The following is a 25,935-nucleotide window of genomic DNA, read 5'->3' as shown; positions in this document are numbered from 1 at the left end:
CGCAAAGCGGCAAAAAAGTTGCCAAACTGTTAAATGAATCACATCTTTGTTTGTTACACTGCGCGACTTTCACGCAAAAACCACGGCAGGTAACAAAAAAATGATTGAGACATCCGCTACGCAGCCCATAAGCAATGGCGTCACCCGCCCCAACTGGTCGGCGGTTTTTGCCGTAGCGTTTTGCGTCGCCTGCCTGATTACCGTGGAGTTTCTTCCGGTCAGCCTGCTCACGCCAATGGCCCAGGATTTGGGGGTTTCTGAAGGGGTGGCCGGACAGTCGGTAAGCGTTACGGCGTTTGTCGCTATGTTTGCCAGTCTGTTTATCACCAACATTATTGGCAAAACAGACAGGCGCTACGTGGTGATTGCCTTTTCCATTCTGCTGACCCTCTCCTGCCTGCTGGTCTCGTTCGCCAGTAACTTTTCATTGATGCTGACAGGACGTGCTCTGCTGGGGCTGGCTCTGGGGGGCTTCTGGGCGATGTCCGCCTCGCTGACGTTAAGGCTGGTGCCTGCGCGCACCATCCCGAAAGCGTTGTCGGTGATTTTTGGCGCCGTATCGATAGCGCTGGTGATTGCCGCGCCGCTCGGCAGCTTTCTTGGCGGCATTATCGGCTGGCGTCATGTGTTCAATGGCGCTGCCCTGATGGGGGTGTTGTGCATTGCCTGGGTATGGAAGGCGTTGCCGTCGATGCCGGGGCAGACGGAACATCATCAGAATATGTTCGGCCTGCTTAAACGCCCTGGGGTGTTTGCCGGCATGATCGCCATCTTTATGGCCTTCGCCGGGCAGTTCTCCTTCTTTACCTATATTCGCCCGGTTTATATGAACATGGCTGGCTTCGACGTCGACGGCCTGACGCTGGTGCTGCTTAGCTTTGGTATCGCCAGTTTTGTGGGCACCTCGTTTTCGTCACATATACTGAAGCGCTCGGTGAAGCTGGCGCTGGCCTGCGCCCCTCTGGTTCTGGCGATAAGCGCCCTGGTGCTGATTCTGTGGGGGAGCGATAAGGTTGTCGCATCCGGCATAGCCATTGTCTGGGGGCTGGCGTTTGCGCTGATTCCGGTTGGCTGGTCGACGTGGATCACCCGCTCGCTCGCAGACCAGGCTGAAAAAGCCGGGTCAATTCAGGTGGCGGTGATTCAGCTGGCCAATACCTGTGGTGCCGCTGTGGGTGGGTATGCGCTGGATAACCTGGGGTTACTGTCACCGCTGGTGCTGGCAGGTTCGCTGATGCTGCTCACTGCGCTACTGGTGGCGAGCAAAGTGAAGGTGAAGTGAGATTCTGCTGCGAGCACGGACGACGCCCTCACCCTGAGAGCTGAGGAAACCCCAAAAAATAATACGAGTACGGAAAGTCCCCTCGCCCCTTTGGGGAGAGGGCCAGGGGGAGGGGAAAATGCCGCTCTGATTAACTCAGGCAGAAACCTGAACGCGCTTTCTCGAATCGAGTGAAATCAGCAGCACGGACGAAACAATCAGCAAGGTGCCCAGCCAGTCCGGCAGGGTGAACGCGATACCCAGCAGGACCACCGACAGCAGGGCGCTACTGAGCGGTTCGGCACAGCTCAGAATGCTGGCGCGTGAGCCGCCTATCATCTGCGCCCCCTTCAGATACAGGCTAAAGGTCAGGGCAGTGCCGATCATCACCAGGTAGAAGAAGGCCATCACCAGATTGCCATCAATGACAAAGTCATTGCCACGTCCGGCATAGAACGGCGTCATCATCATCCCCGCCAGAAACATACTCCAACCCACAATCGGCAGCGTACCGTAGCGGGCAATCAGCGCTGAGGGGTAGGTAGTATAAAGTGCGGCTGAAAAAGCCGAAGCAATACCCCAGATAAGGGCCTGCGTGGAGACGGCAAGCGTAGTCGGATTACCATGCGTGACCAGTAAAAACGTACCCAGCAGCGAGGTGCCAATGGCCGCCGTAACCAGCAGGCTGGGCCGGGTTTTACGCACCAGCGCAAACCACATCACGATGATAGTCGGGGAAAGAAATTGCAGCACGGTCGCGGTGGCGGCGTTAGATTTTTCGATAGTGACCAGGAAGGTCAGCTGTACGATCAGCGCGCCAAACAGCGAGAAAAAGAGCAGGCTCAGGGTGTCTTTGCGGTTTTTAACAATCGAGAAGATTTTATCGCCGTTAAAGAACGAAAGGATAAGCAGCACCATGCCGCCAGAGAGCAGACGTACCATCGTCAGCCAGGGGGCATCAATATGACTTCTCTCCATGATGTACTGCGCACATACGCCTGAACTACCCCATAAAACGGCGGCTACCAGTACGTAAAGCATCCCTTTTTTTGTGGAACCCATTTTCAGTCCTGCCATGCTGATTGCTTATTATTAAGCCGCGCATCATAGCATAAGCAGATTGTGATCGGGGTTGCATCTGTGCTGGCTTACAATGCGAGCAGGGACAATTCCCTCGCCCCTTTGGGGAGAGGGTCAGGGTGAGGGGAATATGCGGCTATGATGGTCATTCCGTTCACCTTATGTTCTTTGCTTCTCTGTCACACCAGAACCCGTGAACGTGCCAGGGTGGTTCACCGCCACCACCCTGGCGACCCGGGCTCCCGGCCACGAAAATCGCCGCTGCGCGGTCCACAACGCTTAATCCTCCAGGCTTATCGGGGACGGGCGGAGGAAACGTCCCTGTAAAGCCGCCCTCGCCGCGCATCCCTGCGCGGCGCCCCGGCCTTACGGATACGCGTCGTCGATTTTCAGCCGGACCCAGTCATCGCTGTCACAGATTTATTTCATGACACAATGCTGGCGCTGCTGAAAGAAGCCAGGCAATCAGAACCAGGCTTCCCACATTGCGCCGATGTTGAGCGAATCCAGCGTGGTGTCGTCTGTTCCGTTCACGCGCGCGGTGCGCTTATTGTCTACCTCACCACCGGTTACGTAGAAGCGCAGCATCGGACGGAATTCCGGCCCCATATCGATAGAGATATTCTGCGACAGGGTCGCTTTCCAGCCATTGTTATCGCCGCCATTGTCATAAGAGACTTTCTGCCAGCCCAGTTCGAGCCAGGTGGAGTGAACATCGTTCCACCAGTACATCGGGCGCACGATGGCGTTATAGTTCTTACGGTTGTCGGTCTTAATCGCGCTGTTGTCGTAGTCGTGGAAGGCGAGCAGATACTCCACCTGCATCTGACGACTGAACTTATGCAACCCCTCAAAGCTGGCGTAAATAGCGGTTAAATCGTCGGTTTTGTTGTAAACGCTGTTATCTGAGTTATCAGAATAACGGGCAATCACCTTGTTCACGCCGCTGTCGTTAGTGTGGCTCAGGACCACGCCGCCCTGCCAGGCTCTGAGACGCTCATCGCGATCGATAGCTTTGGAGTCGAAGCCATAGTTGGCGTAGATTTCCAGATCCAGTGGACCAACCTTCATACCATGCACTTTTGAGGTAACGGCATAGTTACCTTTATCGCCCGTGCCGGAGCCACCGGTACAGGAGATACGTGACGGGTTATCCCCTTCATCGATCATTTCAGGATTACAGGACTCGACGGAGGCGACGGTAGCGACGTCAAACTGAACACCGCCGATGTCGAAGTTTTTTACCCCGGCGCCCTGGCCGTCGTGGTTCATCCAGAAGTAGTCGTTGATGCCCTGCTGCGGACGCTGGTGGAAGTCACGACCTGCCCAGAAATAGGCATTAGGGTTGGATTCCAGCAGGTTGGTGACGCCCGCATAGGCTTTTTTCAGGTTCACTTCATCGCCCCAGTGGTCAAACATGACGTTGACGTCCCAGATGGCACCGTGCGAACTCCTGAAGGCTTTGGACAGCTGGAATTCGCCGCCGTTGCCTTCGTTGCCCAGACGACCAATGGCGGAGGAGCCGTTATAAGAGCCGTCGACCCCCACGTATTTCTGATCGCCGGTCTGATAATGCGCGCCATAGCGGGCATAGCCGCTGAATTTCACGCCGTAGGGAATGGCCAGATCCGGCGTTTGTGCCGTTGTTTCTGGTTCCGTTATGACATCCGCTTTTTTGTTAATTGCGGCGTCCATTTTGGCCTGCCGTTCCGCCAGGGCCTTATCCACCGCTTTCGCGACGATGGCGTCAATTTGTTCCTGAGTAAATTCTTGTGCTATCACCGAACCAGAGCAAAGTGCAGCCGCAACCGCCAGCGCCACTGGAAGTGTTTTATTTAATTTCATGATTATCTCAGTATAGTTTGTTATTTTCAGACAATAACCATCCCGTCCTGATGAGACAGAACAACATGCCTTTATCAAAACAAGCTGATTTTGTTATTTTTAATTTGGGTACAGATTAAACTAATTTACCGTAATCACTTCTCCACGCTTAACGCTGATAAAGATGAATAATCTCCTCCGATAATTCGCGCGCCAGTAATGACGTCATTAAATGATCCTGCGCATGTACCATAATTAATGTCATAGGCTGCCGGCCTTCCCCGGCATCCTGTTCAATCAATTTGGTTTGCATCTGATGCGCCTGGCGTGAATAACCGTCGGCTTCACGTAGCAAGTTATTCGCTTCGGTAAAGTTACCCAGACGGGCCTCACGCAGGGCTTCAAAGCACAGGCTGCGTGACTGACCGGCGTTAACGATAATTTCCATTACCGCTTCTTCTAATGCGACCATTTTCATTTACTCTTCATCAAAACCATTATTGCCTGCGGTGGCAGTAAACCATTCGCCGCTTTTCTTAATGGTACGTTGTTGGGTTTTCAGATCTAATTGCACAAAACCGTAGCGGTTTTTATATGCATTACACCAGGACCAGTTATCAATAAATGTCCACATATGGTAACCAAGGCAATTACATCCCTCACTGATCCCTTTATGTAGCCATTTGAGATGATCGGAAATAAACGCAATACGGTATTGATCGTTTATTTGACCATTTTCAATAAAGCGTTGTTCGTTTTCGACGCCCATGCCATTTTCAGAAATAAAGCAGCGCGGGTTGCCATAATTATCACGAAGGTTAACCAGAATATCGTAAATACCGGGTTCGTATATTTCCCAGCCACGATACGGGTTCATTTTGCGCCCCGGCATTTCGTAATAATCAAACAGCCATTCGGGCATAAACGGGGAGTCCGGATTAACCGCATTTTCCCGGCACTTCACGCGGCGCGGCTGATAGTAGTTAATGCCTAACAGATCGATTTTCCCTTCCGCAATCAGCGCCACATCTTCTGGCCGACAGGCGGGAAGCTGGTCGTATGCTTTGAGCAGCGCCACCAGATCCGCGGGATACTCGCCACGCAAAACCGGGTCGAGAAAGCTGCGGTTAAACAGCAGATCGGCATAGTGCGAGGCCTTCACATCTGCCGGATGCTGCGAGCGCGGATAGGAGGGCGTCAGGTTCAGTACGATGCCAATTTCACCGCCGTGGTGGCCGGCGCGAAATGCCCGAACAGCGCTGGCATGTGCCAGAACGGTGTTGTACGCGACGGTAGCAGCCCGTTTGAAGTCCACCACGTTCGGGTAATGGAAATCATACAGATAGCCGCCTTCCACCGGCACAATCGGCTCGTTAAAGGTGAACCAGTGATTAACCCGATCACCGAAAAGCTCAAAGCAAATCTGCGCGTAACGGCTGAAGGCATCTACCACTTCACGGCTCTCCCAGCCTCCTTTCTCCTGCATTACCATCGGCATATCGAAGTGGAACAGGGTAATAAATGGCGTGATCCCCTGCGCCAGCAGCTCATTGATGACGTCGTTATAAAAGGCCACCGCCTGTGGGTTTACCTCACCCGTGCCATCGGGAATCAGCCGCGCCCAGCTCAACGAGGTACGAAAGCTGTTGTGGTTGAGCTGTTTTAACAAAGCGATATCCTGACGCCAGTGCTGGCAGAAGGTCGAGGTCTCCTGCGGCCCAATCTGACCGTGGAAGCGCCAGGGCTGGCTGGCATACCAGGCGTCCCAGGTTGTCGCGCTTTTCCCGCCCTGCGAACTTTCCCCTTCCGTCTGGAGTGCAGAACAGGCGCTGCCCCACCAGAAGTGTTCAGGAAATGCGTATTTCATGCTTCTCTCCTTGTTCAGTTACTGCCGACGGTTTCCGCCATCGGTGCGCTGGTCTGCGCTTTTTGTTCTTCCGTTTTCATCAGCGTGCGCTCATAAGCACGCAGGAACGGCAGGTACATCAGGGCAGACATCACCATACAAATCAGGCACATGACGACCGGACTCAACGCCCAGTTGGCCGCCCAGGAAGCGCCGATAGGTGCAGGTGTCGTCCACGGCGTCAGCGAAACCACCTGCGCCAGCCAGCCCATACGGGTCGCACCGTAGGCAAGAACGGCATTCACCAGCGGGACGCAGACGAACGGCAGGAACAGCATCGGGTTCATGATGATCGGCGCGCCGAACAGAATCGGTTCGTTGATGTTAAAGAAGCTTGGTACTACGCCCATCTTGCCGATAGTACGCAGGTGCAGCACGCGACTGCGCAGCAGCAGGAAGGCCAGTGGCAGCGTGGAGCCTACGCCGCCAATCAGCAGGTAGTGATCCCAGAAACCCTGCAGATAGACGTGCGGGAGTGCCGCACCTGCGGCCAGGGCCGCCTGGTTAGCAGAGAGGTTCGCCATCCAGAAAGGGTTCATGATGCCGGTGACAATCAGCGAGCCGTGGATACCAGCAAACCAGAAAATCTGACACAACAGCACTGAGAGCAGGATCGCTGGCAGGGAGTCAGAGGCAGAAACCAGAGGTTCCAGCAGGTGCATAATTGCCTGCGGCAGGATCATGCCGGTCTGGGCTTCAATGAACAGGTTCAGCGGGTGCAGCGTACCGATAATCACCAGCACCGGGATAAGAATTTCAAACGAGCGGGCAACGCCGGTTGGCACCTCTTTTGGCAGCTTGATGGTGATGTTGTGCTGCTTGAGCCAGGCGTAAACGCGAGCGGAGTAAATTGCCGTCAGTAGTGCAGTAAAGATGCCCTGACCGGAGAGATATTGCGTTGAAATCTGCCCTTCATGATAGGGCGCAGCCACCAGCAGAAATGCCATAAACGCCAGCAAACCGGTCATCACCGGATCCAGACTGAACTGACGACCCAGACTGGCGCCAATCCCCACCGAGATAAAGAATGTCATCACGCCCATGCTGAGGTTAAACGGCAACATCAGTTGTTCACGGTACTGCGTGGAAAAATCCAGCCAGGCACGGGCAAAACCATTGGTGGTATCCGGCGAGAACGGCGGGAAAATAAAGACCAGCATAAACGAGCCGATGATCATGAACGGCAGCGCGGCCGTGAAGCCGTCGCGAATGGCGATAACGTATTTCTGCTGTCCCAGCTTGCCCGCCAGCGGAGTAATGGACTGCTCAATAACGCCAATCATAGACTGATATAACGAACTCATGGGTTCACCTTTTAGTGCGCCGCTTCAATAAGCGACAGGGCATAGTCCAGAACTTTATCGCCACGCTGCATTCCGTAGTCCATCGGATTGATGGGCTGCACGGGGATGCCGGCGGCAGCGGCCTTTTCTGACAGCGTGTTTAACATATATTTCACTTGCGGTCCGAGAAGCACAACCTGGTATCGCGGGAATTGCATATCAAACTCGGCAACGCCAAAGGCGTCGATCTCGACCGGTAAATTCCGCTCCTTCGCCTCATCCAACATTTTTCTCACCAGCAGGCTGGTGGACATCCCTGCGGAGCAACACAACATAATCCTGAACATCGTTGACCATCCTCGAATGTAAAAAGTTATTGCGGAGATGATTGGATAACATATGGAAACCGGTTTCCATTTGATCGCAAAGGAAGTGTGATAGTCATCAAAGTCTCGATCATATAAGCTCTTTTTTCTGGATTCAGCTCACGGAATTGGGCGGCTTTTTGATAGCAAAGCGGCAAAACGGAAAATCGGTTTCCATGAAAAAAAGAAAAGGATATACTGCGAATGGTTATATTATGAGCCGTTGTGGTACTTGGTTTTTGCAGGCGCGAGCATGTCGCCTGCCAGGGGAGAAAGATGTCTACAATCAACGATGTATCACGTTTAGCTGGGGTGTCGAAAGCCACAGTCTCACGGGTGTTGAGTGGTTCGCGCGGGGTTAAGGAAGCCAGTCGCCTCGCCGTACTGAAAGCGGTTGATGAGTTGAATTACCGGCCCAATGTGATTGCCCAGTCCTTACTCAGCCAGTCAACAGGCTGCATCGGCGTTATTTGCGCTCAGGAAAACATTAACCAGACAACCGGCTATCTCTACGCGCTGGAAAAACACCTCAGTCAGAGCCAAAAACACCTGCTGCTGCGCTTTGCAAATACCAAAGCGGGCGTGATGAATGCCCTGGACGAGCTCACCTGCGGTTTGTGCGATGACATCCTGATCATTGGTGCGCGTTTCCCGCTCGATATTAACGAGGAAAACGTCATTCTGGTGGATTGTGCCGAAGCTGACACGCCAAACAGTATCCAGTTTGATCACGCCTTCGCCGCCGAGACGGCCTGTAATTTCCTGATTAGTCAGGGACGTCGGCAAATCGCGCTGATCCACCCCGATGCCCGTGGTTCTGCCGACCAGGTGCTGCTCGGTTATAAGCACGCGCTGGAAAACAATTTCCTGCCGTTTAACCGAAACCTCGTGTTTATGGATGACACCTCGTCATCGGTGGCGCTCCAGGTGCTGCTCAATAACGCGACAACATTGAATTTCAATGCGTTGCTGGTGGCCGATGAACAAGAGGCCCAGCGCGTGATCCCGCAGTTGCAGGCATTTAATAAATCGGTTCCGGGCGACATCATGGTCTTTAGTCTGGCTGGTTCGCTGCATCTGCCGGGTATTCCGAAAATTCCGGCGATTGAGTACTCCATGGATGCTATGGCAGCGCGCATCGTGGCATGGCTGAATGAAAAAACCAAAAGCGTGCTGGGTGCCTGCGTGGTGCGCGGGGATCTGATTATTCCTGAGCGCTAACCCTGAAAAAAGCCTCCATCAGGAGGCTTTTGTTTTGCTGGGCAGAATGCCCCCCGACAAACAGTCTTTAAATAAAGGTAAACACCGCTTCACGCGGCAGGCGGGACTTTGGCAGTGCTGCGTTGAAATCTTTCTCGCTGCGATATCCCAGGGATACCAGCACTACGCTGGTCAGCCCTTTTTCACGCAGGCCAAGAGACAGGTCAAGCTCGCGCTGATCAAACCCCTCCATCGGTGTGGCGTCAATACCCAGCATGGCGGCACCCAGCAGCAGGCCCCCAAGGGCCAGATAAACCTGCTTTTCCATCCACTGCGGCACATCACGTGATTCATAGCGGTGCATATCCACATAGGAGCGACGGCTCTTGTCCTGACCGGCCTGCGCACCGTCCGCCACGAAACGGCCATCCTCACTCTCCTGAGCGAGCACGTTTTGCAGATGCTCCTCAGTGATGTCGGTACGCATGCAGAGCGCAATCACATGGGACGCATTCAGCACTTTAGGTTCGTTATAAATAAAGGCGCCGGCGGTGGATTTCGCGATGGCGGCGCGGCCTTCTACGGTGGAGGCAACCACAAAATGCCACGGCTGGGAGTTCACCGAGGAAGGGCTGTTATGCAGCACGTTCAGCAGGGTATCAATCAGATCCTGGGGTAGCGTTTTCCCGGGTTCAAAAGCCTTCACGGTATGACGGGCAACCACTGCATCATCTAAAGTCATCATCTCTCTCCTGGCGCAAAAATGAAAAATCGAGGGGCGTACCGCCCCGTCTGGTGTGCCGAGAATAAACGCAAACGACGGTGAGATAAATTGCCCTGATTAAGCAGCACTTTCACACCCGCAGTGAAAATAACGCCGTTCCCTCTGTGCGGCGCGGACGTTTTCTGGCACAAAAGAGGCTTCTTATGATCCGGCGAGGGAGCCGTCATGATCCGCCTGGAAGATGTCACCTTATTCGTTCGTTCTGCCGCGCTGGGCAGTTTTTCCAGTGCGGCGCGGGAAGCAGGCCTGCTGCCGGGGCAGGTCAGTGCTGCCGTCCATCGGCTGGAGCGCACGCTCGACAAACGCCTGTTTGTGCGCTCCACCCGCAGCCTGCGTCTGACGTCAGAAGGGGAAAAGTACCTGCCTTTCGCACAGGAGATGCTCGCCGTGGTGCAGGCAGGTGCGGAAAGCCTGCACAGCAGTGAAGATGACCTCCAGGGGGAATTGCGCGTGGCGGTACCTTCAGATATTGGCCGCAACGTGCTGTTACCGCTCATTACCCGTTTTTGCGAACAGCATCCAAAAATTTCGCTGCGCTTATCGCTCTCGGACCAGATCAGCGATGTCTTTCGCGATCCGGTGGATATCGCCATTCGTTATGGCGTGCTGGATAACAGCAGCTACGTGGCACTGCCGCTGGCGGAAGATAACCGCCGGGTACTGGCGGCCTCCCCCGCTTACCTGGCGAAACATGGCAGGCCGCAGACCCTCGACGATATCGTTAACCATCACTGCCTGCTGTTCACCATGAACAGCCACGTCTATGACAAATGGAGTTTTCCGCAGGACGGGATGCGTCGCCAGCTGATTGTAAAAAGCCGGATGCTGTGCGATGACGCCGACGTTGCCCGCCGGTGGGCCATCGATGGCATGGGGATAGTTTATAAATCCTGGATTGATATCAGTGAGGATGTGCAGGCTGGCCGTCTTGAGGTGCTCCTGCCGGAGCAGCCTGGTGAGGCGGCACCGCTGAACCTGATTTGCCCGCACCGTAAGCAGTTCTCCTTGGCGATTCGTCAGCTGCACAGCACGCTACGCGAGCCGCTGCGTGCGATAACCGCGCAGCTTAAAACGCTGTCTCTCTTTCGCTCACCGCGCTAATTATCGCATCAGCATATCCGAATCGATATGGCGTAAACGGATGATTGCCTGTGGACAACAGGCGCTATTTTCAGGCCAGAATTAGGTACGCGTCACGTTGTCAATCTACTGCCCTTAGCCGACTGATGTTATGATATTCCGTGTTATTTTCGCCGCCAGGCGGACATCTTCATAACGATGAATGGCAAGGATTCCCGGCATGAAACCGAAGTCTGTAACCCTCTACGACGTGGCCGAAAATGCCAACGTTTCTTACCAGACCGTCTCCCGGGTCATCAACCGTGCCGCCCATGTCTCACAGAAGACACGCCTTAAGGTTGAAGCAGCGATGGATGCGCTGAACTACATTCCTAACCGTATGGCGCAGCAACTTGCTGGCAAACTGAGCCATACGCTCGGTTTTGCCACTAGCAATTTGGCCCTGCATGCACCGTCGCAGATTGTGGCAGCGGTGAAATCGCGTGCCAGTGAGTTACACTTCAATGTGGTGATATCCATGACCGAGAAGCCGGGGCTGGAAGCCACTAAAACAGCCGTCAACCAGCTGCTGTCTCAGCGTGTGGACGGCATCCTGGTCAACATTCCTATGGAAGACGAGCACACCCAGGAAATTATGCGACTGTGCGGCGCCATTCCAGTGCTGTTTCTCGATGCCTCTCCCTCTAGCGAGATGCACCATATTGTCTTCGACCCGCTGATGGGGGCGAGGCTTGGTGTGGAGCATCTGGTGGCGCTCGGGCATCAGCAGATTGCCCTGCTGGCCGGGCCGCAAAGCTCAATCTCTGCGCGCCTGCGCTACGAAGGCTGGCTGCAATATCTGGCTGCTCATCAACTCGAACCCGTGGCGGTGATGCACGGCGACTGGAGTTCGCTTTCTGGCTATCAGCACGTGACCCGTCTCCTGAATGAAGGGATCATCCCGACCGCCATTCTGGTGGCCAACGATCAGATGGCCCTTGGGACGTTGCGCGCACTTTCGGAGTTTGGCCTGGCGGTGCCGAGTGCGGTGTCGGTTGTCGGTTACGATGACACTGAAGACAGCGCCTGCTTTACGCCACCACTCACCACCATTAAGCAGGACTTTAAAACGCTGGGTAAGGTGAGCACCGAGCGTCTGCTGGCCTTAATTGAAGGGAAAGAGACCGCCTCGGAGCTGCTGCCGGTGAGCCTGATTGAGCGTAAAACCACGAGCAAACCGCAATCGGAAGCCATCTCGCCGCAGCATCTTTCCGAAGAGTTAGCACGTCTGGCCCGCCAGGTCGCTCGCCTGAAATAACCCCTCCTTACAGCCCCACCGCCGGGGCATTTTAATTGTGAATCCCATCACCTTATCCTGTGATGGGGCTTTACAAACTTCGGGTATCTTCGCATAGTAATTTAAATTGTGAGCGAATAACAAAATTAAACAAGGAACCCAGACTATGTGTCAGAATCCGCTATCTTTAGCCGCTGTGCTTGCCCGCCGCGACTGGGAAAACCCCGCCGTCACCCAGCTTAATATCCTGGCTGCTCATCCGCCATTTTCCAGCTGGCGCACGGCTGAGGATAGCCGCCTGAATAACCTGTCGCCCGCCAGACAAATCCTTAACGGACGCTGGCAATTTAGCTATTTTACGCAGCCTGAAGCGGTACCGGAAAGCTGGCTGGAGCAGGATCTGCCCGACGCACAGAGCATTGAAGTCCCGTCTAACTGGCAGATGGCAGGCTACGACGCGCCAATTTATACCAACGTAACCTACCCAATCCCGGTTAATCCTCCTTTTGTTCCAAAGGAAAATCCGACCGGTTGTTACTCGCTCACATTTAATGTCAACCCTGCCTGGCTTGAGAAGGGGCAAACCCGCATTATCCTCGATGGCGTAAATTCGGCGTTCCATCTGTGGTGTAACGGACAGTGGATTGGCTACGCTCAGGACAGCCGCCTGCCCTCGGAGTTTGATCTTAGCCAGGTGCTGGTCGCCGGGGAGAACCGTCTGGCGGTGATGGTGCTGCGCTGGAGTGATGGTACCTACCTGGAAGACCAGGACATGTGGCGCATGAGCGGTATTTTCCGCGACGTTACCCTGTTGCATAAACCTGACACGCGTCTGGCGAATGTACAGATCGCCACGCACCTTAACGACGATTTCACTCGAGCCACCCTTGAAACGCAGGTTGTGGTCGAAGGTGAGATTAGCGATGACACGCACGTGGCGGTGCAGCTGTGGCGCGGCGATGAGCTGGTGACCGAAGCAGAGCAGCCTCTTAAGAGTGAGATTATTGACGAACGCGGCCGCTATGAGGATCGCACCACCCTGTGCATGGCGGTAGAAAAACCGGCGCTCTGGAGTGCGGAAGTCCCCACCCTTTACCGCACCGTGGTGCTGCTGAAGCAGGCGGGCGCGCTTATTGAGGCGGAAGCCTACGATACCGGCTTCAGAAAGGTGGAAATCAGCGGCGGTTTGCTGAAGGTTAACGGCCAGCCGATCCTGGTTCGCGGCGTGAACCGTCATGAGCATCACCCGGACAACGGCCAAGTGATGGATATCGGGACGATGCGCCAGGATATCCTGCTGATGAAGCAGAACAACTTTAACGCCGTCCGCTGCTCCCACTACCCGAACCACCCGCAGTGGTACCGGCTGTGCGATGAATATGGTTTGTATGTGGTGGATGAAGCCAATATTGAAACCCACGGCATGGTGCCGATGAACCGCCTGAGCAACGATCCGCGCTGGCTCCCGGCCATGATCGAACGCGTTACCCGCATGGTGCTGCGCGATCGTAACCATCCGTCGATTATTATCTGGTCGCTGGGCAACGAGTCGGGTCACGGTGACAATCATGACGCGCTCTATCGCTGGATCAAATCCAACGATCCGACGCGCCCGGTGCAGTACGAAGGCGGCGGTGCCAACAGCCCGGCCACTGACATCATTTGCCCGATGTATGCTCGTGTCGACCAGGACCAGCCCTTCCCTCAGGTACCAAAATGGTCAATTAAAAAGTGGGTTGGCATGCCCGAAGAGACCCGCCCGCTGATCCTCTGCGAGTATGCCCATGCCATGGGCAATAGCCTCGGGGGGTACCATAAGTACTGGCAGGCCTTCCGCCAGTATCCGCGACTGCAGGGCGGATTCGTCTGGGACTGGGTAGACCAGTCACTGAACAAACGTGATGAGAATGGCACTGTCTTCTCGGCCTACGGCGGCGACTTTGGTGACACGCCGAACGATCGCCAGTTCTGCATGGATGGCCTGGTGTTCGCCGATCGCACGCCGCACCCTTCGCTGTATGAAGCACGTCACGCGCAGCAGTTTTTCCAGTTCCGCTGGCTGGCGGGTAACCAGCTGGAGGTCACCAGCGAGTATCTGTTCCGTTCCACCGATAACGAACAGCTGTTCTGGTCGCTTAAGCTGGATGGCGAATCCCTCGCCAGCGGTGATATGGCCCTCGCTATCCCGCCGCAGGGTCAGCAGACGTTCACTCTGGATCTGCCGACCGTCACCCGTAGCGGTCAGCTTTGGCTGAATGTGGAGGTGCGCCAGGTTGCCGCCACGGCCTGGAGCGATGCGAACCATCTCTGTGCCAGCGAGCAGTGGCAATTGCCTGGCATACTGTCCGGTGAGCCTGAGTCCATCGAAGGCAGCGCGCCGTTGTTAAGGAGCAATGATACAGGCTATGAGGTTCAGCATGGCGACGAGCGCTGGCAGTTTGACAGGGCCAGCGGCCTGCTGACCCAATGGATCAGCCGCGGGCATAACCTGCTGTTGGCTCCGCTTCAGGATCAGTTCACACGTGCGCCACTTGATAACGACATTGGCGTCAGCGAAGTCACTCGTATCGACCCGAACGCCTGGGTAGAACGCTGGAAAGCCGCCGGTCATTATGCGATGACCTCTCATCTGGTGAGCCTGCATGCCGACGCGCTGGCCCATTCAGTGCAACTGCGTTCGGTGCATCACTGGCTGGGGCACGGAAAGCTGCTATTTATTAGCCGTAAAACGTACGAAATTGATAGCCAGGGCGAGCTGCGGATCAATGTGGAGGTTGACGTTGCACAGGGGACGCCTCCTCCGGCGCGTATCGGACTGACATGCCAGCTGGCGGACGTGGCGTCACAGGTTAGCTGGCTGGGCCTGGGTCCGCATGAAAACTACCCGGATCGCCGTCACTCAGCGCGCTACGATCTCTGGCAGCGCCCGTTAGCGGAAATGTATACCCCGTACGTTTTCCCGAGCGAAAACGGCCTGCGCTGCGGCACGACGCGCCTCGAATACGCTGAAAACTGCTGGTCCGGCGATTTTCAGTTCAACCTCAGCCGTTACAGCCAGGCCCAGTTGCGTGACACCTCGCACCGCCACCTGCTGGAAGAAGAGCCGGGCAGCTGGCTGAACATTGATGGTTTCCATATGGGCATCGGCGGGGACGACTCCTGGAGCCCGAGCGTGTCTGAAGAGTATTTGCTGCAACAGCCGCACTACCACTACAGCCTGTGCTGGACGCGTCGTTAATCTCACCCTTCGTCAGTCGATGGCGGCCCTTGTGCCGCCATCGCCCCGCTGACCCACATCAACACTACAATAAATTGTTCTTCGCTCACAAATTATAAATAATCCATTAATATCAAAGGCATATTATTTTTTATTGAAGGTTAACATTACCTTAATGCCTTGATATTTTCTTAAAAATATATGGCATAACAGCAAATGGGTGAGCGGTCACAATTACATTTTGTAATGAGTGTTACTGTCTTCGCGATCATAAGGAATAGTGACAGGACAATGTGATGGAACAAACACGCTTTCTTTCAGGAAATACCTCTACGCTGTGCGTCGATACCGCCTCTGGGGGCGAGATCCTCTATTGGGGTCGCAAGTTAGCCCCGTCTAATGCCGTTAAAACAGCCCTTGCTCGCGCCGTCCCCTACGGCAGGCTGGATGTGGATACGCCAGTATCGCTGATGGCTGAAAATGGTCGCGGCCTGTTCGGCAGCCCTGGCATCGAAGGACATCGGAGCGGGAAGCATTGGTCGCCGGTGTTTAGCATCGTCAGCTTCGAAGAGAGCTGTGAAGGTTTACAGATCCACAGCGAAGATCGCGCCGCCGGTTTACGGGTTGATACCCAACTGCAGTTTGACTGCGACAGTGACGTCATCAAAATCAACCACACCTTAACCAATACCGGTAACGGCCCTTATGAACTCTCGCGTCTCGCGATCACCCTGCCCCTGCCAGAGCGCGCTAATGAATGTCTCTCGTTCTATGGCCGCTGGGTCTATGAATTTCAGCAGCACCGCCATAGCCTGCTGCACGGCGGCTATCAGCAGGAAAACCGTCGCGGGCGCACGTCGCACCAGCACTATCCTGCGCTGATCGCCGGTACCGAAGGTTTTAGTGAAAACCACGGTGAGGTGTGGGGCGCGCATTTCGCCTGGAGCGGTAACCACCGTATGCGTATTGACGTTAAGGCCGATGGTCGTCGCGTATTGCAGGCGGAAGCCCTGTATGTCCCGGGCGAAGTGGTGTTGCAAAGCGGGGAAAGCATCGCGACACCGTGGCTTTATGCCACCTGGAGCGATCGGGGTCTGAACGGTATGAGCCAGCAGTTCCACGCTCACCTTCGCCATCAGCTGCTGAGCTTCAGCCCGGCGCAGCCGCGACAGGTTCACCTCAATACCTGGGAAGGAATCTATTTCGACCACCAGCCGCAGTACATCATGGACATGGCAACAGAAGCCGCGAAGATGGGCGTGGAACGCTTCATCATTGACGACGGTTGGTTTACCGGTCGCAACGACGACAAAGCCGCCCTGGGCGACTGGTTTGTTGATGCGAAAAAGTACCCGCAAGGGCTGGGGCCGGTGATCGATCACGTCCTGAAACAGGGCATGAGCTTCGGCTTGTGGGTTGAGCCAGAGATGATCAGCAAAAATTCCGACCTCTATCGCCACCACCCGGACTGGTTACTGCAACTTAGTGACTATCAGCAGCCCATCGGTCGTAACCAGTATGTGTTGGACCTGAGCAACGATGCGGTCTTTGACTATCTGTTAGAGCGTCTTGATACCCTGCTCAGCCGTTACGCTATTTCGTACCTGAAATGGGATATGAACCGTGAAGTGGTTCAGCCTGGGCATCAGGCACGCCCGGCGCAGACCCGCCAGGTTGAACGGCTGTATGCGCTGATGGCAGAACTTCGCGCGAAGCATCCGACTGTGGATATTGAGTCCTGCGCGGCTGGTGGGGGGCGTATTGACTACGAGATCCTGCGCCATGTGCAGCGTTTCTGGCCATCGGACAATAACGATGCACTCGAACGCCAGACCATTCAACGCGGCTTCAGCTACTTCTTCCCACCGGAAGTGATGGGCGCGCACATCGGGGCGAAAAAGAGCCACTCGACCCGCCGGGTTTCGGATATCCATTTCCGCGGTATTACCGCCCTCTTCGGCCATCTGGGGATCGAACTGGATCCGTTAAAGGCTTCGGACGAAGATAAAGCCGGCTTCAGCCGCTATATCGAATTGTATAAGCAATACCGTTCTCTCATTCATACAGGCACACTTTACCGTCTCGACAGTGACGATCCGCAGGCGCAGATGCTGACCTCAATCGTCTCGCCCGACCGCCGTCAGGCGCTGGTTGCCATTGCCCAGATTGCCATGCCGACCTGGGCCATGAGCGGAACGCTGCGCCTTCAGGGGCTAGATCCGCAGTGCGAATATGATGCGCGCGTTATTGACGCTGCCGAAAACTTCCGTGACGGCATCGTCAGCACCCAACCGACCTGGGTTGAGGAGGGTGTGACGCTGTCAGGCGAATGGCTGCAACATGCCGGGCTGGCCATGCCGGTACTGGATCCCGAATCTGCCGTGCTGCTGCTGCTTAACGCGCGGCCTTAATATTACCACTGACCTGTTACCATAAAAAAATAAGGGACCTGTATGAGTATTAGCAATACCAGTAAGCTCTCCTATGGCATTGGAGCGCTGGGCAAAGATCTTGCCTGCTCAATTATTTATTTATATCTGATGTTTTATTATACCGACGTGGTGGGCCTTTCTGCCGCCTTTGTGGGTTCGCTATTTTTATTCGCCAGGATCTGGGATGCGATAACCGACCCGATCATGGGTCTCATTGTCGACAACACCCAAACCCGTTGGGGTAAATTCCGCCCGTGGATTTTAATTGGCACTATTGTCAATTCCGTGGTGATGGTTGGCGTATTTATTTCCCATGAATTTGAAGGCATCTGGCTCTATATTTACGCCTCGATCTCCTATGTATTATGGGGCATGACCTACACGATGATGGATATTCCTTACTGGTCGATGATTCCGTCATTAACCAAAGAAAAGAAAGAGCGCGAAAGAATTGTCGTAATCCCGCGTCTGTTCGCTAGTATTGCCTGGCTGCTGATGGGTGCCTTCGGCCTGAAAGCGATTGAATTGCTGGGCGAGGGTGACAGTGCTGTCGGTTTCGTTCGCGTCAGCATCGCAATTGCTATCTTCTTTATTTTCAGTGCCATCATCACCGTGGTGAACGTCAAAGACGTGGTCGACGTGAAGATCAGCAAACCCAAAATCCGCCTGAAAGATATGGTCAATATCATCACGAAAAATGACCAGCTGAAGGCCCTGATTGGCATAGTGTTGACCTTCAACATGGCGATGCAGCTGGCGGGTGGTTTTGCTATTTACTACTTCGCCTATGCTATCGGTAATAAGGATCTATTCCCGGTATTTATGATGCTGGCGGGCGCGGCGGAAATTGCCGGTCTGGTGCTTTTCCCGAAAGTGGTGGCCAGTGTTTCCCGGCCAACGGTATGGCGTCTCGCCTGCCTGTTCCCGGTGTTAAGCTGCGCTATCTTGCTATTATCTGGGATGTTTATGCCGGAAAACCACATCCTGGTTGGTCTGTCTGGTGCGCTGCTCAAACTGGGCTCTGGCTTCTCGCTGGCAATGGCGACCGTGATGCTGGCCGACGTGGTTGACTACGGCGAGTATAAAACCGGTATGCGCAGTGAAAGCGTGATTTTCTCGGTACAGACTATGCTTGTCAAAGCTGCTTCAGCCTTCGCGGGCTTCCTGATTGGTATCGGGCTGACGGTCATCGGTTACGTGCCGAATGAGGTGCAGGATCCGGGCACCATATTTGGGATGCGGGTGTTAATGATCGGTATTCCTTTTATTCTGGTTGCCGCTAGCTTCTTTATTTATCGCCGCTATTACAAACTCAACGGTCAATATCATGACGAGGTCATGGAAGCATTAGTGCAAAAACGTGCCTGACCGGTAATACCTGTCAGCAGTCGCTGAACTGCTGGCAAATAAAATCAAATATTAAAAAATATGGAAATTACTATGATTATACGCCGTGGTTTTTTACCTCTGCTCGCGTTAGCTTTGCCTTTTTCTGCCTCTGCCGCTCTCGAGAACTTCACCCCAATGGGCTATGTAAAATGGGGGAATATCTACACTGACAACAAAGACAGAAATGAGGGCAAAGGAAAACTGAATGATGTTATTCGCGCCTCAGAAGGTTTTGGTAATTATCGTTTAGGTAATGAAATGAACTGGTGGGAAGGCGGATTTAAAACCGACATCACCACCAGCACTGACGCCATTTTTGATTTTACCTGGTATATCGGCAGCGGAGAGTCCTGGGGCGACGTGGGCACGTTGCAGACCTGGGCCTCGGTCTACAATATTTTGCCGGGACAACCGGATGCCAAAATCTGGGTCGGTAAGCGTTTTTACCAGCGCCATGAAGTGCATATGATCGACATTAAATACTGGGATGTCTCCGACAACGGTATTGGCCTCGAGAACGTTGATTTAGGTTTTGCGAAAGGCCACGTGGCCTGGCTGGCGCCGGAGTCCAGTGCCGATCAGCGTGCGCTGCACAATATCGACCTTCGTCTGAGCGAGATGAAAATCAACGATAATGCGGACGTTACGACGGGTCTGAACTACGTTTTCGCCCAGAACGACAGCTACGACGAGAGCAACATCACCACCAACGGCTCCATGCTGTCGGTTGTCTATCGCCAGGCCTGGTCGATGGGCAGTAACACCCTCGCCTTACAGTACGGGCGCGATGCGCTGGCGGGTGGCCTGATGAGCGCAGAAGGTGCCAGTGCCATGAAATACAATACCGGTGTCGATCATGGGGGCGACAGCTGGCGTGTCTTTAACTACGGCGAGATTAACTTCACCGACAATATCCAGAGCATGTACTCGGTAGCCTGGCAGGATATTAACCTTGATAACAATACCGGGATGACCTGGTTCAGTGCCGGTTTGCGTCCGCAGTATAGCTGGAACGACTACCTGTCTACCGCCCTGGAGTTCGGCTACGAGCGTGTTGACGCGCAGAATAATGCAGGCGTTAACCACCTGTATAAAGTGACACTTGCACAGATGATTCAGGCAGGGAAAGGCGTGTGGGCACGTCCGGCGTTGCGTCTGTTTGCTACCTGGTCAGACTCCGATACCCAGTGGGAGCGCCTCAATCGCTACGGTGACCACGATAAATATGCCGCACCGGTGAAGAGCGACCGGGGAAGCGTAGAAGAAGTGACCTTTGGGTTTAACTTTGAGCTTTGGTGGTAATGGAAAACAGAATTCAGGAGCGAACTATGAAAAAGATTATCCCGATGGCGTTAGGCCTGCTGTGGCTGACTGGCTGCGCGCAACTCGTCACCACGGACCCCGACATCGGTGTGGTGACCCCGGCCAATTGCTGTGTCACCTTAGACCAGCTTCCGGCACAGAGCCTTAACAGCAAATACTCACTGACGCTGACGTTCGACGCGAATACCCCGCGCGTTGTCGAAGGCAATGGCAACCCGCACGCGCAGGTGGTAGCTCTTCCGGCATTCAACGGCGACTATACGCTTGAATTTACCACCCCTCTGGACGACGATCGTTTCCTCGCTGCTCAGGCGGTGGTTTATGACGCCGACTGGAAACCGTTGCAAAAGCTGGGATACGCGGATTTTGAGTATCGTCAGCCTGCCCTGTTGCAAAGCCATCGTCTGTTTGCCCGGATGCTGATTCAGCCGGGTGTGAAGGCTCCACGTTGGCTGGTTATCTCCACCGTGGCGCAGCCTGAACCCGCTCGCCTGAGGCTGGTGGCGGAATCAGAAATTTATTCCAAAAAAACGCAGGTCGAACCGCCGCTTGAGAAGGCCAGATATGCCATCGCAGGCGCAGAAGGAACGATTCATGTGCATGTCAGTCGCTTCACCCAACTGGCAAATGAGTTGATTGATGCGGTAACAGGAAACTAACCTTCCACCCGATGACGATAAATCCTTGCCCTGGGGCGGATTTATCGTTATCGGACACTTCGCAGCCCTTAAGATCCCCGAAAACTCATGAACCCATCTAATAAGCCCTAAAAGCCACGTTTTGCTAACCCCATGTGTGACGATAGGCGACTATTGTTTAAGTCACACAAAAATCAGGGTTCCGGTTCAGTGATGAACCGCTCATTGTTGTCCTGGCTGAACAGGCATGGAGCGCCCACGTCAGCCCGCCCTTCATCTTGAGGTTACTCATATATGACTTTACGAACGCTTGGTACCACAGGGTTACAGATCCCCGCGCTGGTTTTTGGCGGTAACGTTTTTGGCTGGACCGTCGATGAGAAGCAGAGTTTCAGTTTGCTGGATGCGTTGCTGGAAAGAGGTTTAACCGCCATTGATACCGCTGACGTCTACTCCGCCTGGGCACCCGGCAACAAAGGCGGTGAGTCCGAAACCATTATCGGTAAATGGCTGGCGGCCCGACCAGGCGCACGGGACAAAGTGACGCTGTTTACCAAAGTGGGTTCCGATCTTGGCGAACCGGGTAAAAAAGGGCTCTCCGGTCGCTGGATTGCGCAGGCCGTGGAAGACTCGCTGCGTCGTCTGCAAACCGACCATATCGATCTCTATTTCTCCCACTGGCCGGACGACGATACGCCCTATGAAGAGACTCTGGGCGCCTATGAAAAACTGCTGCAGGCCGGGAAAATTCGTGCGGTCGGCGCCTCCAACCTGAATGCGGAGCAACTGCAGGCGTCCCTGAAGGTGGCAGATGAAAAATCCCTGCCGCGCTACCAGGTGCTGCAACCGGAATACAATCTCTACAATCGCGAAAGCTTTGAAGGCGCATTGCAGGATTTGACGATACGGGAAAATATTGGTGTTGTGACCTATTTCAGTCTGGCCTCAGGATTCCTCACCGGTAAATACCGCAGCGAAAACGATCTGGGCCAGAGCCAGCGTGGCGAGGGTATCGGTAAATACCTCAATGACCGTGGCTTCCGCATTCTGGATGCGCTCGACGAGGTAGCGGCAGCACATGATGTGAAACCGGCAGAAGTGGCGCTGGCGTGGCTGATTGCCCGACCGGGCGTGACCGCGCCTATTGCCAGTGCGACCAAAATTCCCCAGGTGGACAGCTTCGTCACCGCGCTTTCCCTGACGCTCTCCGCCGATGAAATGGCAGCGCTGAACAACGCAGGCAAGTAAACCGGATAACGCACCTGGCGTTGCGTCAGGTGCTTTTCGCGCTTACCGGCGGTACTGTTCGTCAGTCACCTGCTCAAGCCAGGAGACGGGGCTGCCATCTTGTGACTCGGCAATAGCGATATGGGTCATGGCATTATCAGGCGTTGCGCCGTGCCAGTGTTTCACCTCCTCCGGTATCCAGACGATATCTCCCTGATTCATCTCCTCAATTTCCTCGCCTTCACACTGGATCCAGCCTTTGCCGTGGGTGATGATCAGCGTCTGGCCGAGCGGATGAGTGTGCCATGCGGTGCGCGCACCGGGCTCAAAGGTCACAATGGCACCGCCGACGCGGGCAGGGGGTTGCGCACTGAAAGGGGAGTCGATACGTACGCGACCTGTGAAGTAATCTTGCGGGCCAGCGGCTGAGGGCACGGATGCACTGCGGGTAATCTTCATTTGCTTCTCCGGAACGCGAAATATCATGATAATAAGCTTACGCAGCGTGGCGAAAATGGGTTAGCAGGTAAATCAGAAAGGACCTGTGAGGCAAATTCATGAATATTTTATATATACTTTTTTACTTTCCCGTACCCCCGGACCTCCCTCGTGCTAAAAGAAAATTTTAACGATCTTATCGCCTTCCTCGTCGTTGCTCAGGAGCGCAGTTTTACCCGCGCCGCTGCCAGACTGGGGGTATCGCAGTCGGCACTGAGCCATTCCATGCGCGGGCTGGAAGAGCGGATGGGGATTCGCCTGTTGACGCGCACCACGCGCAGTGTGTCGCCCACCGAGGCCGGAGAAACCCTGCTGGAACGCATCGGGCCGCATTTTCGCGACATCGAAACCGAACTCAACATCCTCAAAGGGATGCGTGACGTCCCCGCCGGGAATATCCGCATCACCGCGGGCGAACACGCGGTGGACGCGGTGCTCTGGCCGGTGCTGAAAGATTTTCTCGTCCGCTGGCCGGACATCAACGTAGAGGTGACCGTTGATAATGCGCTGATGGACATCGTCACCCAGCGCTTTGATGCCGGCATTCGCCTTGGCGAGTCGGTGGCAAAAGATATGATTGCTATTCCCGTCAGCCCGCCGATGCGCATGGCGATTATCGGATCGCCGGACTACTTTCGTCGCAATCCGCCACCCCAAACCCCGGCAGATCTACAACATCATCGTTGCATTAATATGCGAATGGCGACGCTCGGTGGCCTGCTGCCCTGGGAGTTCTCAAAGGAGGGTAAGGAGCTGAAAGTGCGGGTTGACGGACAGCTGACTATCAATGCCTTACGTCATCGCATTGAGGCGGCGGTCTCCGGCGTGGGGCTGGTTTACCTGCCGGAAGATGCGGTTGCCAGAGAAATTGAGCGTGGCGACGTGGTTCGGGTGCTGGAAGCCTGGTGTGAACCCTTCCCCGGCTACTATCTCTATTACCCCAGCAGACGCCAGCACACGGCCGCCTTTTCACTGTTTATTGAGGCGATGCGCCTTAAGGATGACGTGGCAGAACGATAATCGCGGCGCTGGCGAGGGTAAAGAGCGCCATGATCCACGCCATCGTCCAGGGGGTGCCATCGTTAAACAGTGCCAGCAGCGAAGACGAAATAATGCCGCTGCCATACTGCAGGGAACCGACTAATGCCGATGCGGAACCGGCTATAGTGGGCACCTCATCCAGCGCCGCGGCGGTCGAGGTGGCGGCAATGACCCCGTTCATCGAGAAAAAGATAAATACACAGGCGACCACGGCCGCGATGCCACCGACGTGCCACTTCACCGCCACAACCAGCATCACCACAGCGAAGGCCGCGACGGACACGGCCGCCTTCAGCAAAATATCAAGTGAATACCGCTGTACCAGCCTGCGATTCACCATGCTCATACCCACGACCCCGATAATATTCACTGCGAACAGCCAGCCGTAATACTGCGGATCGATGCCATAGAAGCTGATGTAGACCCGTGGCGAACCGGTAATAAACGCATAGGCTGCGACGTAAAAGAAGGTCAGGCACAGGGCGTAACGCATAAACAGGCGGTTTTTCAGCAGCACACCGTAATTACGAAATGCGCCGCGAAGCGAGGCCGGGGTGCGTTTCTCTGCGGGCAGGGTTTCCGGCAACAGCCACAGCGACAGAAACATCAGTACACCAATCGCCGCCAGCAGCCAGAAGATGGCATGCCATGTGGTGACGCGGATAATCTGCCCGCCCATCAACGGGCCTGCTATCGGAGCTATCGCCATCACAATCATCAGTGTGGAGAGCATCCGGGCGGCGTGGGTGCGGCTAAAGAGATCGCGAATCATTGCCCGTGCCAGCATAGGCCCTGTGCAGGCTCCTATCGCCTGAAAGACGCGCCAGAAGACAATCTCGTTGATGGAGGTGGAGTGGGCGCAGCCCAGCGAGCCAATCACGAACAACACCATGCCAATAAAGAGTGGCAACCGACGACCGAGATGGTCGCTGATGGGGCCCCAGACCAGTTGCGCGAAGGCAAAGCCGATAAGAAAGCCGGTGACGGTGAGTTCAACATTGCCCTGCAACTGAGCGGCCATGACCGGCATGGCGGGAAGATAGATGTCGGTCGACAGTGAGGTGAACGCCATTAACGCGCTCAGGATCGCGACAAACAGCGGCCCGTTTGTGGATTTAGTCATAGGATCTCAATTAATTACGTCAGAATGTACCGGCAGGGGAGAAATGCACCGGTGCGTGATGAGGATAAGTTTAATGAGATTCGGTGCGGTGATAATCCCGCGAAATCATATTGTGGTTATGAGGTGAGTTCATGAATAGAATCCCCTCACCCTGTCCCTCTCCCCAAAGGGGCGAGGGGATCGCCCGCGCGGTTTGCGGCTTTCACACAGGTTTTTGCTTATTTCCCGGACTCTGGCAACGTGGTTTTTCCCTCCAGAGCGGCAAGGTGCGGGTTTTCTCTCACTCCGGAGAGGCAAAGTGGGATGGGTTTTCTCCCTCGCCCCTTTGGGGAGAGGGCAGGGATGAGGGGAGACGTTAGCAGGATCACAATCTTTTTAACGCCGTAAACGACGCGGCCTTTCCGGCCTTTTGCGACGTGTTTTTTCCCTCCTGAGAGACAAAGGGGCGGRTTTTCTCTTACTCCGAAGAGACAAAGGGACGGGTTTTCTCCCGCTCCAGAGAAGCAAAGTGGGATGGGTTTTCTCCCTCGCCCCTTTGGGGAGAGGGCAGGGGTGAGGGGCGACRTTGGCAGAATCACAACCTTTTTAACGCCGCAAACGACGCGGCCTTCCCGGCCTTTTGCGACGTGGTTTTTCCCTCCTGAGAGACAAAGGGGCGGGTTTTCTCTTACTCCGAAGAGACAAAGGGACGGGTTTTCTCCCTCTTCGGAGAGGCAAAGGGACGGGTTTTCTCCCGCTCCAGAGAAGCAAAGTGGGATGGGTTTTCTCCCTCGCCCCTTTGGGGAGAGGGCAGGGGTGAGGGGCGACGTTGGCAGAATCACAACCTTTTTAACGCCGCTAACGACGTGGCCAGACTGTCAATCAGTGCCCTGACTGCGGGCGGCAGCCCTTTGCGGGTGGTGAACACCAGGTGGACAATCCCCGGCACGCTGCGCCATTGCGGGAAGATCTGCACCAGCTCCCCTTTCTCAAGGGCCTGATGGCAGTA

General features: G+C 54.9%; 20 protein-coding genes and 1 pseudogene. 11 read left to right on the top strand and 10 right to left on the bottom strand.

What is annotated here, in order from left to right; genetic code table 11:
• The first annotated feature begins 100 nt into the window (after positions 1-100).
• Positions 101-1,282 (top strand): purine ribonucleoside efflux pump NepI, encoded by a 1,182-nt coding sequence (gene nepI / locus KXR87_RS15105; protein WP_437433053.1) that lies wholly within the window; start codon positions 101-103, stop codon positions 1,280-1,282.
• A gap of 135 nt (positions 1,283-1,417) precedes the next feature.
• On the opposite strand, the gene KXR87_RS15100 is transcribed toward nepI, so the two are convergent.
• The 6 genes from KXR87_RS15100 to KXR87_RS15075 form a co-directional block, all read right to left on the bottom strand.
• On the bottom strand, positions 1,418-2,323 hold the full coding sequence (locus tag KXR87_RS15100; RefSeq protein WP_437433052.1) for an EamA family transporter: 906 nt from the start codon (positions 2,321-2,323) through the stop codon (positions 1,418-1,420).
• 483 nt (positions 2,324-2,806) lie between these two features.
• Positions 2,807-4,186 carry a carbohydrate porin gene (locus KXR87_RS15095; protein ID WP_437433051.1) on the bottom strand — a complete coding sequence of 460 codons (1,380 nt, stop codon included), beginning with the start codon at positions 4,184-4,186 and terminating at the stop codon, positions 2,807-2,809.
• A gap of 148 nt (positions 4,187-4,334) precedes the next feature.
• On the bottom strand, positions 4,335-4,637 hold the full coding sequence (locus KXR87_RS15090) for a PTS lactose/cellobiose transporter subunit IIA (protein WP_437433110.1): 303 nt from the start codon (positions 4,635-4,637) through the stop codon (positions 4,335-4,337).
• A gap of 6 nt (positions 4,638-4,643) precedes the next feature.
• On the bottom strand, positions 4,644-6,032 hold the full coding sequence (locus KXR87_RS15085; protein WP_437433050.1) for a glycoside hydrolase family 1 protein: 1,389 nt from the start codon (positions 6,030-6,032) through the stop codon (positions 4,644-4,646).
• A gap of 14 nt (positions 6,033-6,046) precedes the next feature.
• Positions 6,047-7,375, bottom strand: coding sequence for a PTS sugar transporter subunit IIC (locus KXR87_RS15080; RefSeq protein WP_437433049.1), 1,329 nt, complete (start codon positions 7,373-7,375; stop codon positions 6,047-6,049).
• Between the two features lie 11 nt (positions 7,376-7,386).
• Positions 7,387-7,701 (bottom strand): PTS sugar transporter subunit IIB, encoded by a 315-nt coding sequence (locus tag KXR87_RS15075; protein ID WP_437433048.1) that lies wholly within the window; start codon positions 7,699-7,701, stop codon positions 7,387-7,389.
• A 294-nt stretch (positions 7,702-7,995) separates the two neighbouring features.
• Here KXR87_RS15075 and KXR87_RS15070 point away from each other — a divergent pair, with 294 nt between their 5' ends.
• Positions 7,996-8,940, top strand: coding sequence for a LacI family DNA-binding transcriptional regulator (locus KXR87_RS15070; protein ID WP_437433047.1), 945 nt, complete (start codon positions 7,996-7,998; stop codon positions 8,938-8,940).
• A 67-nt stretch (positions 8,941-9,007) separates the two neighbouring features.
• Here KXR87_RS15070 and nfsB read toward each other — a convergent pair whose 3' ends face one another.
• Positions 9,008-9,661: an oxygen-insensitive NAD(P)H nitroreductase gene (nfsB, locus tag KXR87_RS15065; protein ID WP_437433109.1), complete on the bottom strand. Its 654-nt coding sequence runs from the start codon at positions 9,659-9,661 to the stop codon at positions 9,008-9,010.
• Between the two features lie 207 nt (positions 9,662-9,868).
• Here nfsB and KXR87_RS15060 point away from each other — a divergent pair, with 207 nt between their 5' ends.
• The 8 genes from KXR87_RS15060 to KXR87_RS15025 all read left to right on the top strand — a co-directional run bounded on the left by KXR87_RS15060 (position 9,869) and on the right by KXR87_RS15025 (position 22,306).
• Positions 9,869-10,804, top strand: a complete 936-nt coding sequence (locus tag KXR87_RS15060) for a LysR substrate-binding domain-containing protein (protein ID WP_437433046.1) — start codon at positions 9,869-9,871, stop codon at positions 10,802-10,804.
• A gap of 199 nt (positions 10,805-11,003) precedes the next feature.
• On the top strand, positions 11,004-12,080 hold the full coding sequence (locus KXR87_RS15055) for a LacI family DNA-binding transcriptional regulator (protein ID WP_437433045.1): 1,077 nt from the start codon (positions 11,004-11,006) through the stop codon (positions 12,078-12,080).
• A gap of 145 nt (positions 12,081-12,225) precedes the next feature.
• Positions 12,226-15,297, top strand: a complete 3,072-nt coding sequence (locus KXR87_RS15050) for a beta-galactosidase (protein ID WP_437433044.1) — start codon at positions 12,226-12,228, stop codon at positions 15,295-15,297.
• 275 nt (positions 15,298-15,572) lie between these two features.
• Positions 15,573-17,687 carry an alpha-galactosidase gene (locus tag KXR87_RS15045; RefSeq protein WP_437433043.1) on the top strand — a complete coding sequence of 705 codons (2,115 nt, stop codon included), beginning with the start codon at positions 15,573-15,575 and terminating at the stop codon, positions 17,685-17,687.
• A gap of 42 nt (positions 17,688-17,729) precedes the next feature.
• Complete coding sequence (melB, locus tag KXR87_RS15040; RefSeq protein ID WP_437433042.1) at positions 17,730-19,076, top strand: melibiose:sodium transporter MelB; 1,347 nt, start codon at positions 17,730-17,732, stop codon at positions 19,074-19,076.
• Between the two features lie 72 nt (positions 19,077-19,148).
• On the top strand, positions 19,149-20,399 hold the full coding sequence (locus KXR87_RS15035; RefSeq protein WP_437433041.1) for a carbohydrate porin: 1,251 nt from the start codon (positions 19,149-19,151) through the stop codon (positions 20,397-20,399).
• 26 nt (positions 20,400-20,425) lie between these two features.
• Positions 20,426-21,079, top strand: a complete 654-nt coding sequence (locus tag KXR87_RS15030; protein ID WP_437433040.1) for a MalM family protein — start codon at positions 20,426-20,428, stop codon at positions 21,077-21,079.
• A 273-nt stretch (positions 21,080-21,352) separates the two neighbouring features.
• Entirely contained in the window at positions 21,353-22,306 is a 954-nt protein-coding gene (locus tag KXR87_RS15025; protein WP_437433039.1) for an aldo/keto reductase, read from the top strand.
• Between the two features lie 42 nt (positions 22,307-22,348).
• Here the strand turns inward: KXR87_RS15025 and KXR87_RS15020 are convergent, their stop codons facing one another.
• Positions 22,349-22,744 carry a (R)-mandelonitrile lyase gene (locus tag KXR87_RS15020; RefSeq protein ID WP_437433038.1) on the bottom strand — a complete coding sequence of 132 codons (396 nt, stop codon included), beginning with the start codon at positions 22,742-22,744 and terminating at the stop codon, positions 22,349-22,351.
• Between the two features lie 150 nt (positions 22,745-22,894).
• Here KXR87_RS15020 and KXR87_RS15015 point away from each other — a divergent pair, with 150 nt between their 5' ends.
• Entirely contained in the window at positions 22,895-23,803 is a 909-nt protein-coding gene (locus KXR87_RS15015; RefSeq protein ID WP_437433037.1) for a LysR family transcriptional regulator, read from the top strand.
• Here KXR87_RS15015 and KXR87_RS15010 read toward each other — a convergent pair.
• Positions 23,778-24,947, bottom strand: a complete 1,170-nt coding sequence (locus KXR87_RS15010) for a multidrug effflux MFS transporter (protein WP_437433036.1) — start codon at positions 24,945-24,947, stop codon at positions 23,778-23,780. The two genes, KXR87_RS15015 and KXR87_RS15010, sit on opposite strands and share 26 nt — an antisense overlap.
• 817 nt (positions 24,948-25,764) lie before the next feature.
• Positions 25,765-25,935 (bottom strand): annotated as a pseudogene (locus tag KXR87_RS15005) (LysR family transcriptional regulator); the annotation flags it as partial.

It is taken from the genome of Yokenella regensburgei, assembly GCF_051486985.1.
Taxonomy (GTDB): Bacteria; Pseudomonadota; Gammaproteobacteria; order Enterobacterales; family Enterobacteriaceae; genus CBFFRJ01.
Note: the sequence above shows the minus strand (reverse complement) of the source record. Positions and strands in the feature narration are given on the sequence as shown.

What these genes read in the sequence shown, in the direction of transcription:
- nepI (WP_437433053.1), top strand. Translation starts at nt 101, where the DNA reads ATGATTGAGACATCCGCTACGCAGCCCATAAGCAATGGCGTCACCCGC.
- KXR87_RS15100 (WP_437433052.1), bottom strand. Translation starts at nt 2,323, where the DNA reads ATGGGTTCCACAAAAAAAGGGATGCTTTACGTACTGGTAGCCGCCGTT.
- KXR87_RS15095 (WP_437433051.1), bottom strand. Translation starts at nt 4,186, where the DNA reads ATGAAATTAAATAAAACACTTCCAGTGGCGCTGGCGGTTGCGGCTGCA.
- KXR87_RS15090 (WP_437433110.1), bottom strand. Translation starts at nt 4,637, where the DNA reads ATGGTCGCATTAGAAGAAGCGGTAATGGAAATTATCGTTAACGCCGGT.
- KXR87_RS15085 (WP_437433050.1), bottom strand. Translation starts at nt 6,032, where the DNA reads ATGAAATACGCATTTCCTGAACACTTCTGGTGGGGCAGCGCCTGTTCT.
- KXR87_RS15080 (WP_437433049.1), bottom strand. Translation starts at nt 7,375, where the DNA reads ATGAGTTCGTTATATCAGTCTATGATTGGCGTTATTGAGCAGTCCATT.
- KXR87_RS15075 (WP_437433048.1), bottom strand. Translation starts at nt 7,701, where the DNA reads ATGTTCAGGATTATGTTGTGTTGCTCCGCAGGGATGTCCACCAGCCTG.
- KXR87_RS15070 (WP_437433047.1), top strand. Translation starts at nt 7,996, where the DNA reads ATGTCTACAATCAACGATGTATCACGTTTAGCTGGGGTGTCGAAAGCC.
- nfsB (WP_437433109.1), bottom strand. Translation starts at nt 9,661, where the DNA reads ATGACTTTAGATGATGCAGTGGTTGCCCGTCATACCGTGAAGGCTTTT.
- KXR87_RS15060 (WP_437433046.1), top strand. Translation starts at nt 9,869, where the DNA reads ATGATCCGCCTGGAAGATGTCACCTTATTCGTTCGTTCTGCCGCGCTG.
- KXR87_RS15055 (WP_437433045.1), top strand. Translation starts at nt 11,004, where the DNA reads ATGAAACCGAAGTCTGTAACCCTCTACGACGTGGCCGAAAATGCCAAC.
- KXR87_RS15050 (WP_437433044.1), top strand. Translation starts at nt 12,226, where the DNA reads ATGTGTCAGAATCCGCTATCTTTAGCCGCTGTGCTTGCCCGCCGCGAC.
- KXR87_RS15045 (WP_437433043.1), top strand. Translation starts at nt 15,573, where the DNA reads ATGGAACAAACACGCTTTCTTTCAGGAAATACCTCTACGCTGTGCGTC.
- melB (WP_437433042.1), top strand. Translation starts at nt 17,730, where the DNA reads ATGAGTATTAGCAATACCAGTAAGCTCTCCTATGGCATTGGAGCGCTG.
- KXR87_RS15035 (WP_437433041.1), top strand. Translation starts at nt 19,149, where the DNA reads ATGATTATACGCCGTGGTTTTTTACCTCTGCTCGCGTTAGCTTTGCCT.
- KXR87_RS15030 (WP_437433040.1), top strand. Translation starts at nt 20,426, where the DNA reads ATGAAAAAGATTATCCCGATGGCGTTAGGCCTGCTGTGGCTGACTGGC.
- KXR87_RS15025 (WP_437433039.1), top strand. Translation starts at nt 21,353, where the DNA reads ATGACTTTACGAACGCTTGGTACCACAGGGTTACAGATCCCCGCGCTG.
- KXR87_RS15020 (WP_437433038.1), bottom strand. Translation starts at nt 22,744, where the DNA reads ATGAAGATTACCCGCAGTGCATCCGTGCCCTCAGCCGCTGGCCCGCAA.
- KXR87_RS15010 (WP_437433036.1), bottom strand. Translation starts at nt 24,947, where the DNA reads ATGACTAAATCCACAAACGGGCCGCTGTTTGTCGCGATCCTGAGCGCG.